This is a genomic window from Veillonella sp. 6_1_27, assembly GCF_000163735.1.
GTDB classification, from domain to species: domain Bacteria; phylum Bacillota; class Negativicutes; order Veillonellales; family Veillonellaceae; genus Veillonella; species Veillonella parvula_A.
Genome location: NZ_GG770216.1, coordinates 271,920 through 287,552 on the forward strand (window position 1 = coordinate 271,920; position 15,633 = coordinate 287,552).

A 15,633-nucleotide genomic window follows, 5' to 3' on the forward strand; every position below is an offset into this window, starting at 1 on the left:
GACACAATTTTTGGAGGTGCAGTTTTTTATGTCAAAATACTCAAAAGAAGTTAAAGAAAAAGTCATTAGCCTTTTTGAAAAAGAATTAAGTCCCTTTAGAATTGCTAAGGAGCTTGCAATTCCTGAAAGTACTGTAAAAAATTGGCTACACAAGTTTAACCTTAGTCATAATTTGACCCATAAAATTGGTAAACAAGTATTTTCAGCAGATTTTAAATGTAAAGTTCTTGAAACTAGGTGGAAAGATAAGTTATCCTTTAAAGAAACAGCAGCATTATTTAGTTTAGATAATCCTAGCCTAATTGCAGCATGGCAAAAGCGGTATTTAGAGGAAGGGATTTTGGGGTTGCAACCCAAGCCAAAAGGTAGACCACCTATGAAGACTAAGAAAGAAATTAAAATACAAGTAGATTCAAGCCAAAAATCAGATAAGGAACGTATTAAAGAACTGGAAGCTGAAAATGCTCGATTAAAGTATGAAATATCTTTTTATGACGACTTTATGAAAGAAATGCGTGAAATAGCTAAACCCAATAGAGCTGTAAAAAAAGCACAAACAATTGCCATCGAAAGATTAAGAAACATATATCCTTTTCAGTTTATGCTCAAATACTTTGGTATTAGTCGAAGTACGTATTATGCACGCCTAGCTAGCATAAAGAAGAGAGACAAATATGTTGAAGAACGAGAGGCTATTCATACACTTGTATCGATGAATAAAGGTCGTTACGGATATCGCAGAATCAGAATAGCATTACATAAATTAGGCTTCAATGTGAATCACAAAGTTGTGATGCGTATTATGAAGGAAGAAAACTTAACATGCAAAGTTCGTCTGAAGAAGTACCGTTCATATAGGGGTACCGAAGGAAAAATTGCTCCTAATATTATTAAGCGAAACTTTACTGCAACAAAGCCAGATCAAAAATGGACCACAGATATTACCGAATTCCACTTGTTTGGGCGTAAGGTTTATTTATCACCAATCTTAGATCTGTATAATGTAGAAATTGTATCCTATGAAATATCAGAACGACCTGTATTAACACAGGTGTTATCTATGCTGGATAAAGCCTTTAAGAATAGGCCAGATAGCAAAGGCGGCATCTTGCATTCAGATCAAGGCTGGCAGTATCAGCATAGTACGTATCAAGAAACATTAAAAAATCACGCTATCATCCAAAGTATGTCTCGAAAAGGAAACTGTTTGGATAATAGCGTGATGGAAAACTTCTTTGGCTTACTAAAATCAGAGTTGTTATATTTAGAGGAATTTACTTCCTATGAAGATTTTATCAACAAATTAAGAGATTATATTGATTATTACAATACAAAACGTATTAAGCTCAAATTAAAAGGAATGAGTCCGGTAGAATACCGAACTCATTCCCAAAAAGTAGCTTAATTATATCTGTCCAAGAAAATGGGTGCAGATCATAAAACCGCATTCTGTTACAGCTCTCTTTTTGTGCATCTTTGATTACAGGTTGGAAAGAAAATCGTCACCTTGATTAATAACCAATTCGTGCGTTGGCGAGGATAATTTTCGTTTTGACATAAATCTCTTATTGGCAAATTAATAATACAGACTTTGGTTATATTCGTCTATTGTGTTTTGTCTGTTGTAGTATTCAGACTGTCCATCATAATATCCGTCATTGTACCCTTCGATATAATCGTAGTTACGACCATAATTAGATTCTGCCCAACGTCCAGACGAACCATGTATATATCCAGAGTTATACCCTATGTCATAGGCATAACTACCATTTGGATTATTGTAGAACGCATTGGATGAAAAAGCACAAGATAATAACACAATTAAAGCAACTAAAAATTTCATAATACAATACCTCCTTTTAAGGCCAGTATAATACGTATTATTATTTAGTGCAATATATTGCTTGTGCTAGGATGATATTAATATTGCCTTTTTTACCGATTTTAAAAATTTTATCAGAATCAGGTTCAGATGTATGAGTTAGGGCAATATATTCTGTAGTATTTAACTTAATAGTATAAATATTTTGTACATTATCTACATCATATGTAACTATACTAACAACTTTACCTCTAAGTTCCATAGAATCATCTATAAACCACTAACATCTAAAATAACATGACTATAGGTATTAATATTGCCAGAGCTTTTTATCTTGTCCTTCTGTACCATCTATTGGTAATGATAAGCAACTTGAGGATGGATCATTAATCTCATTGTCGTCTGCCTAAGAGAATGTTTGTCATGTATTAGTATATATAGATTTTATTTTTATATCGCCATTTATTAAATATGGAAATTTTTTGTCGATTTTAGTCACGCTATGTATTTCCAAAATAGCTATAGTTTTCCAAACTGTTTCTTGTCTAGATACGTTATTCGTAATCCATCTAGACGCTAATCTAGTTTTGTGATAGAGTCTAATGCTTGCTTAGTTATAGTGACAGGAACTATGTATGGTCTAGTAATCCACATTGGTATTCGTATTTACCATTTACAAGTTTATTTTCGCAAACGCTATACGATATATTCCAGCAATACGACTATGATGATTTTATATTTTGATATACAACAACTAGATATACATTTGATAATATTCGTTAGTCCTAAAAACAAAATGTCAAAGCACGATTATAAAGAATGCTTGCATACGTTACACTGACTTTTATTTTTCTCTATTCTCATCCTCAAAAATAAAGCCCGTCATGGATAGGGAGCCTAAATTATAAGTTTGATTAAATACAGTCGGTTTTGCACTTTCACTCGCACCCATAATATAAATTAATGGCAGATAGTGATCTGGTGTAGGTGCTGCATAGCTAGCCTGAGTATGTCGAGTGTAATTAACAATAGCATTTATATCGTTTTCTAAGACTGCCTTAGAAATGTATTGATCAAACTCAATTGTGGCGGAGGTGCCGGATGGACTGTCCCATTCTATGCGCCTTAGATTATGAACGATATTACCGCTGCCCATGATAAGATAGCCTTCATCGCGTAATGACTGAAGCTTTGTTCCTAGTTGATAGGCTTCTTTTGGGCTCAGGTATTTGTTGATAGATAGTTGGACAACGGGAATTGATGCATCAGGGAACATGTGAACTAACACGGTCCACATGCCGTGATCAACGCCCCAAGTGTCATTTATAGAAACGGAGTTACCCAGTAATTTTTGTACTTCTTTCGTTAAATTGCTGTCTCCTTTGGCAGGATAGACAACCTCGTAGAGATCTTGAGGGAATCCATACATATCGTAAATTTGTTTTGGATTCTCTGCACTTTGAACATAGGTACCATCTGCATACCAATGGGCAGAGATGGCAAGTATGGCTTTTGGTTTGCCATAGTTGTTGATTATATTTTGTCCCACACTTTTGAAAGTAGTTGTTGTTTCTGTATGTTCTAAGGCCATCATGGGACTGCCATGGCCTACGAATAATGTTGGCATGCGTTTCATAATACCACCTAATCCTTCAATTGATAATGTGTAATCTGTTTAATGCTGTAAAATTGATACAATTGTTTAGCTATAAATGTTGATGACTAAATCTAATAGTTATTGATTTACCAACCGATAATTGTATTTAGTTAGTGAGTTTATTATATATTGGTGCAAATATTTTGAATAGTAGAATTATTTTAGATAGGTACTATCAAAAGTGATAGAATTATGATAAATACTGATTAAAATTTTTTCAAAATAATTTGTACCCTAAAAAAAGATACTGTAAAATGCTTGCAATATGATAAATTTGTGATATGATTTGAACTAAATTAGAAAGAAAAGGAGAATGACAATGGCAGAGCAACTCGTAAATGTTCATGATTTAGTAGGCCGCTGTCCTTTTGCGACAAGCCAAAAGTTATTGGCTGGCAAATGGTCTTTGTTGATTATGCATGAACTATCTGAAGGTCCCGTGCGCTTTCGTGAATTAGAACGGAGATTATATCCAATCACACAAGCCACTCTAACTAGAGCTTTACGCCAATTAGAGGATGATGGTCTTGTACATCGTGAAGTATATGGTACCATTCCACCAAAGGTTGAATATAGCCTTACCGAAGTGGGAGCTGGTTTTAAAACTGTGTTAGCTTCCCTCGAAAACTGGGGTAACCAATATATTGACTATATGAAAGCCGCTGGTCGCATCTAAGAAATGCCAGCGGCATTTCTGCCCTTATTATGATTATACATATGGGGCCCTATATATTTGATAAGACTTAAAAAAGGCCTTTCTATGTGTTATGAATAGCTATTTGTTTATGCCATGTATTTAGAAAAATATGATATAATAAAAAATACGAATGATATAAATTCTCAATAATTTAGAGGTATTGATAATAATGTTACATGTTACTTTCTTAGCGCATAGCGGATTCCTCGTAGAGGATGGTAAGCGTTGCTATGTGTTTGATTATTATAAGGATCCTAATAATATTGTTTGGCAGTTGGCTAAACGAGGCCGTGAGCTTTGGTTCTTTGTCACACATACTCATGGCGACCACTTTAATCCGTCCATTACGGAATTTGATGGTCCTCAAACGCGCTATATTTGCCATCAAGATGTGCCGTTAGAGGGCAAGGTGAAAAAATGTATTACCATGCGCCCTGGCCAAGATGCGTCGTTAGATGATGTAGGCATCCATATGTATGGCAGCACCGATGAAGGTGGTTCTTTTTACGTAAAGACAAATACGGCGAATATCGACTCTGACTCTATCTTCCATGCAGGCGATCTTAACTGGTGGCATTGGCTTGGTGATACGCCGGAAAATAATGCGGATGCAAAGCGCATGGCTTGGCGTGAGTTCAAGGAATTAGACGGTTTGTCCGTAGATGTAGCGATGTTCCCTGTAGACAATCGTTTGGAAGACGCTATGGAATGGGGCAGTATTGAATTTTTGCGCCGTGTACAGGTGAATAAAGCCTTTATTCCAATGCATTTGAATGGTCCATTATGGACACCGTCTGTATACTTTAAAGCTCTCTTTGGGGAGGTGCCGATTTGGGAACCTCAAAAAGACGGCGATGAGGCTACTTTTTAGATTATAGATATAATTTGTGAAAGTCCGTAGACCTCGAGGTCACTACGTTATATAGGGATAGTCTATATGCGTAATTGAGTAAGTTAGGATCAAGTGATGATGAAAACTAAACCAGTGGCAACCACCCTGTTGGTTGTCATGGCTATTATATTTTTAATTTCATATCCGCAGCGACATGATACATTTTGGGCCTTTATCATGCATATCTCTGGGGCAGCTATGATAGGTGGCCTCGCGGACTGGTATGCAGTAACGGCTCTCTTTACGAAGCCTTTAGGCATTCCTTTCAAAACGGCAATCTTGCCGCGCAGTAAGGAACGATTAATTCAGATAGGCCGCACTATGCTCAGCGAAGAGCTATTGCGCGTGCCACAGATGTATTATGCTATCAAAAAAGAACGCGTTATGGTCCGTATCGTTGAATACGGCATGAGCGATGTGGGACAAGTTCAAATTAGAAATCTCTTGTACGGTGTGGGCAATCAAGTTTTATCTCATATGGATATTGAACCGATGCGCCAAGAGATTAATAAGGCCATTTATAAGGGGGTTACAAACTGGAAAGCAACACCCCTTGTTATTCTCTTTGGTCGTTGTATGCTAGAACGTCACACAGCAAGCGTGTTTTGGCTTTATTTTAACCGCACATGTCAGCGTGTTATCGCATCAAATCAGGTATATCCCTATTTGTATCGCGTCATGCTAGACATTATGAAAACTTATACAAAGGATTCTTTCTTTCGTGAATTGGCCATCGCCTTTGGCGGAGATGGACTTTCACCAGAACGATTGGTAGAAACGGTACAGAAAAAGGCCGTTCAATTCTTGAAGGAAAATGAATCTATTGACTCTGCATTGGGACGCTATGTATGGGGCCAAGCAATTCGCTTTTTTAATAATTTGGAAACTAATACGGAGTGGCAAGCTTTCATCGAAGAACATAAAAATCAGTGGATTAGAATGGTTCTTGAAGAATGGGAAGGCAAACTTATCGATGGGGATACATTGGATTGGAAACGCCTCATGGACATCGTTATGGAGCGCTTTAATGTTCTCGGCACCGAAATTTTGTTGAATCCAGATAAGCAGGCGCCGTTTGAGCGGTTCTTCTTGTTGCGTAGTATTCCGTGGTTGCAGAAATTGAACCCCCTCATCGACAGTGTGGTAGGTCAGGAGTTATCTCGTTACTCGCCTGATGAAATCACTCAAATTGTTCGTGGCAAAATGTACTATGACCTTCAAATGGTGCGTATTAATGGTTCCCTCATAGGGGCTGTCCTTGGGGGCATCTTATACGGTTTGACCATCATTGTAGAGGGGGTGCTCAAATGATTAGTTATTTGAAATCCCTTACCTTGAAACAGTGTGCTAATCGCATTTTAGGCTTGACTGCCGTATTGTATTGTTTTGCTTTTGTAGGACAATTTTTCTTTGGCTATGAAAGTTGGTATCAACCGTTGTACTGGGCTGTCCAATCTGCCCTCATCGGTAGTGTGGCTGACTGGTTTGCTGTAACAGCATTATTCCGTAAGCCACTAGGTTTCCCATATCATACAGCGCTAATTCCTCGCAATAAAGATCGTCTCATTAATGGCGTTATTAAACTTGTAGAGACGAAGATGCTTACCAAGGAGCGTTGTAAAGTATTATTGAAAAATGTGCAATTTGTGCCATTGTTTGAAAAGTTCTTGTTGTCTCCTGAGGGACAGCGAGCAGCACGCCTTGTGATTCATCAAGGACTACACCTTTTATGGAAATCTCAAACTAATGAAGAATGGGCACAATGGGGGGCAAAACGCATTCGTGGATTGCTTCAACAACATTCTCTCGTACCCGTTTTGAAACATGTATTACTCGATTTATGTGAGCATAATCGCTATGAAAGTATGGTTGTGCAAGTTTTAAACGTGATTCAAGAACGGATTAATCATCCAGCTATGGTTACCTGGCTTACCGCTGTCGTAGCAGAAGAGGCACATAAGAAAAAGCGAAAAGGCTTTTGGTCTGATTTCCTTATTTCTATGTCCGAAGCTACCGATGTAGTAAACTATCAAGAAATGGCAGAGGCTATTGTCCAAGAGGCCTATGCTATGTTGGAAAGTTGGAAACGACCCAATAGCCCTGAACGAATAGCTTGGTTGCGACAATGGGTAGAACCAATTCGTAATATTGAAGAGAACCATGAAGTCTGCGATGCTCTTGATGAAGCGTGGGAACGTTGGATTCGCGAACAAGATTGGGAATCTGTTATCGAAAACCATTTATGCCCTTATATAGAAGAACTATTGCTCGTAGGGGATGAAAATGGAGAGACGCCGGCTCAGGTTTTAGTTAATATTGCTCTTGAATTATGGAATGTATACGGTCAATCAGAAGATCTTAGAAATCGTATTGAAAAAACCTTACACGATATTGGCGACTACGTACTTGAACAAGGGTATGACCTCATTGAAACTATCATACGTCAGGTATTAGGTGGCCTCAGTACAGATAAATTTATTTACTTTATTGAATCTAAGGTGGAGGATGATCTCAGCTGGATTCGTATTAATGGCGCTATCGTTGGTGCTGTAGCGGGTCTACTTGTATGGACCTTCTTAGAATATGTATATATGCCGTTTTGGCAACAATTTGTAGGCTAAAGTTAATTATCTATAATAAGTTGCTTTAAAACTAAATACACAAAAACTAGCATATAGAAGGAGCTTCTATATGCTAGTTTTTTATGGTTTAATTAATTTCTACATTATGGACTTTTGGGATTAAAATTGATATAGAAAAGGGACTGACCAATGGTCAGTCCCTTTTATGTTATTCTTCCGTTGTGTTGTACGGCAATCGCACTGTAAATGTAGTCTTTACTTGTGGTTCACTCGTGGCCGTTACTGTGCCATGGTGTAAGTTAATAACTTTATTTACAAAGTATAGACCTAGACCTATACCGTGATTAGATTTTTTGTTTCGCGATTGTTCCGTCTGATACATACGATCCCAAATATGATCCAGGGCTTCAGGTTCGATGCCAATACCATTATCTGTTACGGTAATGACTAAGTCTCTGCCTACGAGTTTAGCCGAAATATCAATAGTAGAGTTTGTAAACTTAATGGCATTGTCCACTAGGTTTGTGATAGCTCGACGTAATGATACTTCGTGAGCATTCATATGTAAATTAGGCTCAATGTGAGATGTAATCGTAATCTGTTTATCTGTATTTTCTGTACAGAGTCTTGTATAGTCGTGGACCATATTGGATAACATCAATGATACATTGACAGGTGCAAAGCTTAGACCTTGTGCATTTTCAAGGCGGGCTACATCAAGCAGTTGACTTACGAGGTTAGTCATGAACTTAGCTTGCTCTAAGATATGTGTTAAACCTTCCCGTAGATCTGCTTCCGTACGACCGTATTTTAAAGCAAATTCACTTTCTGCTTTAATAACGGCAATTGGTGTACGTAGCTCGTGAGATACGTCAGAACTAAATTGTCTTTCACGATTGGAAGAATCCTCAAGACCTGAAATCATACGGTTAAATGTTGTAGTTAGTTCGTAGATTTCATCTCTCGCTGTGCGAGCAGGAATGTCGATACGACGGCTCAAGTCGTTGTTCTTACCGATGACTTTAGCTGTTTTCGTCAAGGTTCGGACCGGTTTAAGTCCTTTTTTGATGAAAAGATAACCGCCTAGGGAGGAAATTAGTAAGAATATGATATTCCCTAACAGTAAACTGTATAAAAGGTTTTCCGTCTTTTTAGAGGCTGTTTTTACTTTTGTAACAGCACGCAAAATACCACGATAGTTTGGTTCGTTAACCGGTGTATCGTAGTAGTAGAAGGTATCATCACCAGCAGCAATTTCACCAACTTGCCCTAAGGAAAGGATTGTTTGGTTTGGAAACCCATCTGGCAAGGCGCCTTTAATAATATAGCCGTCTTGAGTTGATACAAAGAAGAATGTATTATCTTGGTACGGTTTAAACTTGCGGATATCCGTAGCCATAATCATCGCTTGTTGTTGTAAGCGTTCGCGCACTTCTTTGTTGTCGGATTCATGTGTATATGCGTAAATCCATGCGGATGCAACCATCAAAATGATAAGCAAAAAGATGGTATACCAAGACATAATTTTAAAGGTTAGGGGCAGCCGATTAAATAAATCGGTGGCTGCCCCAGACATGGTATCTAGATCTCGGTGAGGATCATTAGTTTTCTGTTTTGAGGACATACCCTACTCCACGAACCGTTTGAATGAGTTTTACATTCTCATCAGTATCAATTTTCTTGCGCAAATCTTTAATGTATACGTCGATAAGGTTAGAGTAGCTTTCATAATCGTATTCCCAAACATGGTCAAGGATTTGTTGACGAGATAATACGATATTTTCGTTACTTGCTAAATAGAATAATAGGTCGAATTCTTTTGCAGTCAATGTAATTGTTTCGCCGTCGCGTTTAACTGTACGTTGAGGAACATTGATGGTAAGTGGACCTACATGGATATCGTTTTGTGCATGACGCGCATTACGACGAGCCAATGCATAAATACGAGCGGTTAACTCTTCAAGATCGAAAGGCTTTACAAGATAATCATCTGCACCAGTGTTAAGGCCTGTAACTTTATCTTGTAAGGAATCCTTTGCTGTTAAAAGCAATACAGGTGTTGTATTACCGTCGTTACGCATTTGTGCAAGAGCACTGATACCATCGAGGATTGGCATCATAATATCCATTACGATAACGTCATAGCTAGATGTGTTAACGTAATCGATCGCTTGTTGCCCGTTAAAGCATGTATCAACTGTCATATTTTCTGCGCGTAAATATTTAGCCGTGATACCATTCAGCATTTCTTCGTCTTCTACAAGTAAAATTTTCATTCTCTGTTCTCCTTATGTATGATTTAAAAATATAGCTCTCCAACTACATTAATTATAGTCATTATATATATAAACTTTCTTTTTTTTGAAAGCCACAACACCATATAAGGTGACTATATATATAATATTATATAACTTATTTATCTATTATCATACCTTATACAATAGTAATGAGCAAAAGATGAATGTACATGCGAGTTTACAAGACGTTTCTTCATTTTTGAAAGCCTTAAAAATGGTGAAAGACTGAAACTTAATGAATTCTGCTAATGAATAAAATCTAACTATATCGAAGATTGCCGTATGCGCATAGATGAGGGTGATTTTATCGATTTTAGATGATGTGCGATAAATCACTAAAAAAACTTATGATAATTATTATCACAGAAATAAATGCTTGTTATGAACGGAGAAATACGATAATTTTCGATGATTAAATTCGAGGTAAATTTAGTAGGAATTTAATGGATATTAATTATTAGGAATGGTTAGCAATAATTAAAAAGCTAGTGTTTATGCGAATTCTATAGATACCAAAGGAAATAAAAACATAGAAAAATTTCGGAACCGAACTACTTTCGTAAAATCCTTAACTTCTTGTAAAAATTATTCATATAGGTAATTTTTTGACTCCTCTTTTTACCTTAAAAATGCTAAGTGAAATAAATTATCAATTAGATTAATCAAAATTAATTATGCATAATAGGGTTTAGACATGACCTGAAATGCTCTCTATAATTATAGGTAAAGAAATAAGAAAAATCGCATAAGTATGGGGTTTTTCTTGAAAGAAAAATGATTAGGTTATCAAAAATTTTTATAAGTTTTTGAAATGAGATAGTCTAACAGGTTTCTTATTAATAGGTAGTTATGAGGAGGTCATTATGGAACAGTTTGATGTTCTAGTAGTAGGTAGCGGTGGCGCCGGCATGCGTGCGGCTCTTGAAGTAGGTCGTCGCAAAGGCTTAAAAGTAGCTCTTATTACTAAAATTTTCCCAACTCGCTCTGCAACAGCAATGGCGCAAGGCGGTGTAAATGCATGTTTGAACAACGTTGCAGCTGAAGATACAGTTGAAACTCATACTTTCGATACTGTAAAAGGTTCTGACTATCTTGGCGACCAAGATGCAATCGAATTCTTCTGCTCTCGTTGTCCAGAAGGCGTACTTGAAATGGACCACATGGGTGCTCCATTCTCCCGTACTGAAGAGAATAAAATTGCGCAACGTAACTTCGGTGGTCAATCCTATCCACGTACTTGCTACTCTGCGGATAAAACTGGTCACGTTATTTTGCACACAACTTACGAACAATGCTTGAAAGAAGGCGTACACTTCTTACAAGAATGGTATCTTTTAGATCTTGTTAAATCTGCAGAAGGACACGTTGGTGGCGCTGTAGTTTGGAACATGAAAGAAGGTCGCGTAGAACAAATTAAAGCGAAAGCTATTATCTTGTCTACTGGTGGTGCAGGCCGTATTTTCTGGACTCGTACTACAAACCCATTCCTTTCCACAGGCGATGGTATGGCAGCAGCATTCCGCGCTGGTAACGGCTTGAAAGATATGGAAATGATCCAATTCCATCCAACTGGTCTTGGTCGTACTGGTATCTTGATGTCCGAAGCGGTTCGTGGTGAAGGTGGTTACCTTCTTAACGCTGAAGGCGAACGTTTCATGAAAAAATATGCGCCTAACAAAATGGAATTGGCATCTCGTGACGTTGTAGCGAAAGCCATCGAAGATGAAATCGCTGCAGGTCGTGGTTTCGGTTCTGGCCTTAACGCATATGTAGTAGCTGACCTTCGTCACTTGGGCCCTGAAGTTATTATCGAAAAACTTCATGGTATCCGCGACTTAGCTATGTGCTTCGAACATTGCGATCCATTGACTCAACCGGTACCTATTCGTCCTACATGTCACTATACAATGGGCGGTATCGACGTAGTGGATTACAAAACTTGTGCATGTGAATTGCCTGGTTTGTTCGCTTCTGGCGAAGCATCTTGTATCTCCATCCACGGTGCGAACCGCTTGGGTGGTAACTCCTTGGCAGACGGCGTAGTATTCGGTAAAGTATCCGGTGCTGGCGCAGCTGATTATGCTGAAACACATGAACAACCTAACGTAGATGCGGAACTTGCTGCAGCTGCAAAAGCTTGGGAAGCTCGTTTCACAGAAGTAACATCCCGTGAAGGCGGTCGTCCGGTTGTAGAAATCCGCGATGCATTGGCTGATGCAATGTGGAATAAAGTAGGTATCTTCCGTAATGAAGAAGGTATTACTGAAGCCTTAAAAGAAATCGAACAATTGATTGAAGATTATAAAACTTGCTATGTAGGTGACCCTGAACGTACTTACAACATGGCATTCGTAAACTATTGTGAAATCGGCTCCATGTTAACAGTAGCAAAAGCTATTGCTATGGGCGCTTTACACCGCCGTGAATCTCGTGGTGCTCATATTCGTGAAGACCATCCTAAACGTAATGATGAAAAATACTTAAAACATTCTTTGATCAAATTAGGTGCTGACGGTCAATACGAATTAACAGAACGCGACGTAGTGTTCACTAAATACGAACCACAAGAAAGGAAGTACTAAGATGAGACAAATCACCTACCATATTCACCGTTACCAACAAGGTCGCGCGTTTGTACAGACTTTCAAATTCGATTACGAACCTGACCGTACAATCCTCTGGGGCCTTCAAAAAATTAAAGATACTCAAGATCCAACATTGACATTCTTGGCAGCTTGCCGTTCCGCAGTTTGCGGCGCTTGCTCCATTCGTGTAAACGGCGAAGCGATGCTCGGCTGTGAATCTAAAATCGATGAATTAACAGAACGTTATGGCACAGACGAATTGACAATCGCTCCAATTGGTAACTTCCGTGTTATCCGTGACTTAGTTGTTGACTGGGAATCCAAAGTTGATCGCTTGAAAACAGTTGCTCCTTGGATTTTCCTTAAAGCTGAATTCAACGAAGGGGACAAAATCGTTCGCCAAACTCCAGCTGACTTCAAAAAATTCGTTGCTGGTACAGAATGTATTCTTTGCGGTTGCTGCGCATCTGAATGTAACAAATTGACTGCACGTCAAGATGACTTCTTAGAACCATATGTATTCACAAAAGCTAACCGTTTCGTATTGGATAGCCGTGATGATGCACCTATGGCTCACATTCAACCTGCATTCGACAATGGCCTTTGGAAATGCGTTCACTGCATGAACTGTATCTCCCGTTGCCCTAAACACTTAAAACCTGCTCAAGATATTTCCAACTTGCGTAAAGAAGCTACAAAAGCTGGTCTTACTAACAGCAAAGGCGTTCGCCATGCAGTTGCTTTCAAAGAGGACCTTTACAAAACTGGTCGCTTGAAAGAAGTTTCTATGAGCTTGAAATCTGATGGTGTTGTAGATTCCGCTAAACAAGCATTCTATGCATTGCGTTTGTGGAAACACAGCAAAATCAATCCATTCGAACTTGTAGTACCTCAAAAACCTGTAAACGGTATTGATGGTGTTCGCAGACTTATGAAAGCAGCTGAGGAGGTAAGCAAATAATGAAATACGCATTTTTCCCAGGTTGCGTTCTTGAAAGCGCTGCCAAAGAAGACTACTTAGCAACAGTTGCTGTAGCTAAAAAATTAGGCATCGAGTTGGAAGAACTTGACGGTTGGACTTGCTGCGGCGCGTCCCACGTTCAAGACATCGCTCCAGAAATTACACTTGCTACAAATGCTCGTAATATTGCATTGGCAGAAGAAAAAGGTTTGAACCTTTTAACTGTATGTAACACTTGTACTTTGATGCTTCGTGAAGCTAAAAATGAATTAGACAATAACGAAAAAGAAAAGAACGAAGTTAACAAAAAATTAGCTCAAATCGGTAAACAATACCGCGGTACAACTGATATTACTCATTTCTTATGGGTATTGATCCGCGATTACGGTTTGGATAAATTGAAAGCTAAAGTTGTTAAACCTTTAACTGGTTTACGTGTAGCTGAATACTATGGTTGCCATATTCTTCGTCCTCAAACTGAATTGGGCTTCGAAGATTATCAAATGCCTACATCCTTAGCAGATTTAATCTCCGCTATCGGTGCTACACCAATCGACTTCTCCCGTAAACTTGATTGCTGCGGTTTCCATGCAGTATACCCTGCACATGATTCCGTAATGCAAATGACTGGCTCCATCAATAAAGATGCAGCTACAGAAGGCGCAGATTGCGTAGTTACTCCTTGCCCACTTTGCCAAATGCAACTTGATATGTTCCAAAAAGAAGCTAAAGAAGTTGTAGGCGGCGGCAAAGATATGCCAATCTTGCACATGTCCCAATTAGTAGGTCTTGCTCTTGGCATTTCCCCTGCTGAAATGGGTATGCCTAAACGTCACTTAACTGATACTGCAGCAGTGACAAAATTTGTAGGTTAATTCGTTTGATTTAGACATGATCAGAGTTGGTCTATATAGTAGTCTGAATCTAAACCTATTATCATAATTACCAGAAGATCCCCCTAGCTTAGGCTAGGGGGTTTTTCTTTTCTAAAAATGGAATTTCAGTAATGTTAATAGTAATATGTTTGGATTTAATTGTACTGAATTATAAATCGTGAAATATATATAAATCGATAAATGTAAAATAAATACAGTAAAATACTAACTTTATAAATAAATTTGATTTTGATATCGATTGATAATTGTAGTATAATAAATACACAAATTGTATACACTTATATGAATAATAGCTAATATGTTGTAATTCATAAATTATTATAATGTTATATATACTAGATTATACAATATAAATTTGGGAGATATTATATTGGAAATGCTAGTTATTATGCTTTGAGAGGGCGATTAGCATTATAGAGTGTATATACGGGGGAAATAATGAATGATATGCTATTAGAATATATCGATCGAATGATTGATCAAGAGACAGAACATCGTGTTTTTTCTGTGGATTTTAACAACAAACAGTACTTTGTAAAACAGGATATAAGTAACCATCGCTCTAGTTGGATTAAGCCCGCACCTAGAGCTTCTTTTGATTATGAGTTTTACAAGATTTCTTTTGTGAATACGCAATTGCCAGTAGCTCCTGTTATTGCTGGTTTTAGAGAACATTATTTTGTTACAGAAGCTTGTGGTAAAACGTTAACATATTATAGCCAATTGCCCGCTCAACATCCAGAGGATGATAGTTTGCAGGATATGTTAAGTCATATTTTTTATATGTTTGGCAAGACATTAGGTCAGTTGCATGATTATGGCTTGAGTCATGGCCGTCCTGCTATGCGCGACATTACCTATGAGCCTGAACTAGATAAGATCACATTGCTCGATTGGGAGAATAGCCGTCGTTGGCCTGAGTTAACACCGCAAGGCTGGGATTTACTCGTCTTCGTTCACAGCTTCCTTCGGGAGGATAATTTATCCATTTCGTATCTATATGCTATGATGAATGGCTATAGCTCAGCTTGTACAGCCCGTGAGACAGTGCTACATATAAAAGAAATTTTACGTAAACATGAGTATCTTTTTAAATTCTGTCGTATGTTAAATCCTCTACATTTTGTGGACACTGAAGCGGCTGTTAAAGCATATGACTTTATATTGGCGTTGAAAACCGAATAATATGTATTTGAATAGTACTCGTAATAAGAGCACTTTATAGACCTTTACTGGTGGTATCT

At 38.0% G+C, this 15,633-nt stretch carries 14 protein-coding genes; 9 read left to right on the top strand and 5 right to left on the bottom strand.

All coding sequences use genetic code 11. From position 1 onward, the window contains the following. Positions 1 to 28 precede the first annotated feature (28 nt). Positions 29 to 1,405 carry an IS3 family transposase gene (locus HMPREF0874_RS09985; RefSeq protein ID WP_008602119.1) on the top strand — a complete coding sequence of 459 codons (1,377 nt, stop codon included), beginning with the start codon at positions 29 to 31 and terminating at the stop codon, positions 1,403 to 1,405. 171 nt (positions 1,406 to 1,576) lie between these two features. Here HMPREF0874_RS09985 and HMPREF0874_RS05105 read toward each other — a convergent pair whose 3' ends face one another. The 3 genes from HMPREF0874_RS05105 to ygiD all read right to left on the bottom strand — a co-directional run bounded on the left by HMPREF0874_RS05105 (position 1,577) and on the right by ygiD (position 3,458). Continuing rightward, complete coding sequence (locus tag HMPREF0874_RS05105; RefSeq protein WP_008602121.1) at positions 1,577 to 1,843, bottom strand: hypothetical protein; 267 nt, start codon at positions 1,841 to 1,843, stop codon at positions 1,577 to 1,579. A 40-nt stretch (positions 1,844 to 1,883) separates the two neighbouring features. Beyond that, a complete protein-coding gene (locus HMPREF0874_RS05110) occupies positions 1,884 to 2,084 on the bottom strand; it encodes a hypothetical protein (protein WP_008602123.1) in 201 nt (66 codons plus the stop codon). A gap of 582 nt (positions 2,085 to 2,666) precedes the next feature. After that, positions 2,667 to 3,458: a 4,5-DOPA dioxygenase extradiol gene (ygiD, locus tag HMPREF0874_RS05115; RefSeq protein WP_008602125.1), complete on the bottom strand. Its 792-nt coding sequence runs from the start codon at positions 3,456 to 3,458 to the stop codon at positions 2,667 to 2,669. Positions 3,459 to 3,798: 340 nt separating this feature from the next. On the opposite strand from ygiD, the gene HMPREF0874_RS05120 reads away from it, so the two are divergent. The 4 genes from HMPREF0874_RS05120 (at position 3,799) to HMPREF0874_RS05135 (ending at position 7,689) form a co-directional block, all read left to right on the top strand. Further along, positions 3,799 to 4,155, top strand: a complete 357-nt coding sequence (locus HMPREF0874_RS05120; protein WP_008602127.1) for a helix-turn-helix domain-containing protein — start codon at positions 3,799 to 3,801, stop codon at positions 4,153 to 4,155. A 190-nt stretch (positions 4,156 to 4,345) separates the two neighbouring features. After that, positions 4,346 to 5,047, top strand: a complete 702-nt coding sequence (locus tag HMPREF0874_RS05125) for an MBL fold metallo-hydrolase (protein ID WP_039965200.1) — start codon at positions 4,346 to 4,348, stop codon at positions 5,045 to 5,047. Between the two features lie 96 nt (positions 5,048 to 5,143). Further along, positions 5,144 to 6,379 carry a DUF445 family protein gene (locus HMPREF0874_RS05130; RefSeq protein WP_004694645.1) on the top strand — a complete coding sequence of 412 codons (1,236 nt, stop codon included), beginning with the start codon at positions 5,144 to 5,146 and terminating at the stop codon, positions 6,377 to 6,379. Then, positions 6,376 to 7,689, top strand: a complete 1,314-nt coding sequence (locus HMPREF0874_RS05135) for a DUF445 domain-containing protein (protein WP_008602133.1) — start codon at positions 6,376 to 6,378, stop codon at positions 7,687 to 7,689. The genes HMPREF0874_RS05130 and HMPREF0874_RS05135 overlap by 4 nt, the downstream gene beginning before the upstream one ends. Positions 7,690 to 7,858: 169 nt before the next feature. Here HMPREF0874_RS05135 and HMPREF0874_RS05140 read toward each other — a convergent pair whose 3' ends face one another. Beyond that, the gene (locus tag HMPREF0874_RS05140; RefSeq protein ID WP_038150483.1) at positions 7,859 to 9,274 is read right to left on the bottom strand and encodes a HAMP domain-containing sensor histidine kinase; all 1,416 of its coding nucleotides are present in this window, start codon (positions 9,272 to 9,274) and stop codon (positions 7,859 to 7,861) included. Continuing rightward, entirely contained in the window at positions 9,252 to 9,926 is a 675-nt protein-coding gene (locus HMPREF0874_RS05145) for a response regulator transcription factor (RefSeq protein ID WP_004698139.1), read from the bottom strand. The genes HMPREF0874_RS05140 and HMPREF0874_RS05145 overlap by 23 nt, the downstream gene beginning before the upstream one ends. 884 nt (positions 9,927 to 10,810) lie before the next feature. Here HMPREF0874_RS05145 and HMPREF0874_RS05150 point away from each other — a divergent pair. From HMPREF0874_RS05150 to HMPREF0874_RS05165, 4 genes are all read left to right on the top strand, one after another. Then, positions 10,811 to 12,529, top strand: a complete 1,719-nt coding sequence (locus tag HMPREF0874_RS05150) for an FAD-binding protein (protein ID WP_004694652.1) — start codon at positions 10,811 to 10,813, stop codon at positions 12,527 to 12,529. A gap of 1 nt (position 12,530) precedes the next feature. Then, positions 12,531 to 13,493: a succinate dehydrogenase/fumarate reductase iron-sulfur subunit gene (locus tag HMPREF0874_RS05155; RefSeq protein WP_004698188.1), complete on the top strand. Its 963-nt coding sequence runs from the start codon at positions 12,531 to 12,533 to the stop codon at positions 13,491 to 13,493. Next, positions 13,493 to 14,368 (top strand): CoB--CoM heterodisulfide reductase iron-sulfur subunit B family protein, encoded by an 876-nt coding sequence (locus HMPREF0874_RS05160; RefSeq protein ID WP_008602138.1) that lies wholly within the window; start codon positions 13,493 to 13,495, stop codon positions 14,366 to 14,368. Before HMPREF0874_RS05155 ends, HMPREF0874_RS05160 begins: the two co-directional genes overlap by 1 nt. A 459-nt stretch (positions 14,369 to 14,827) precedes the next feature. Next, the gene (locus tag HMPREF0874_RS05165; RefSeq protein WP_008602139.1) at positions 14,828 to 15,574 is read left to right on the top strand and encodes a hypothetical protein; all 747 of its coding nucleotides are present in this window, start codon (positions 14,828 to 14,830) and stop codon (positions 15,572 to 15,574) included. Positions 15,575 to 15,633: the final 59 nt, after the last annotated feature.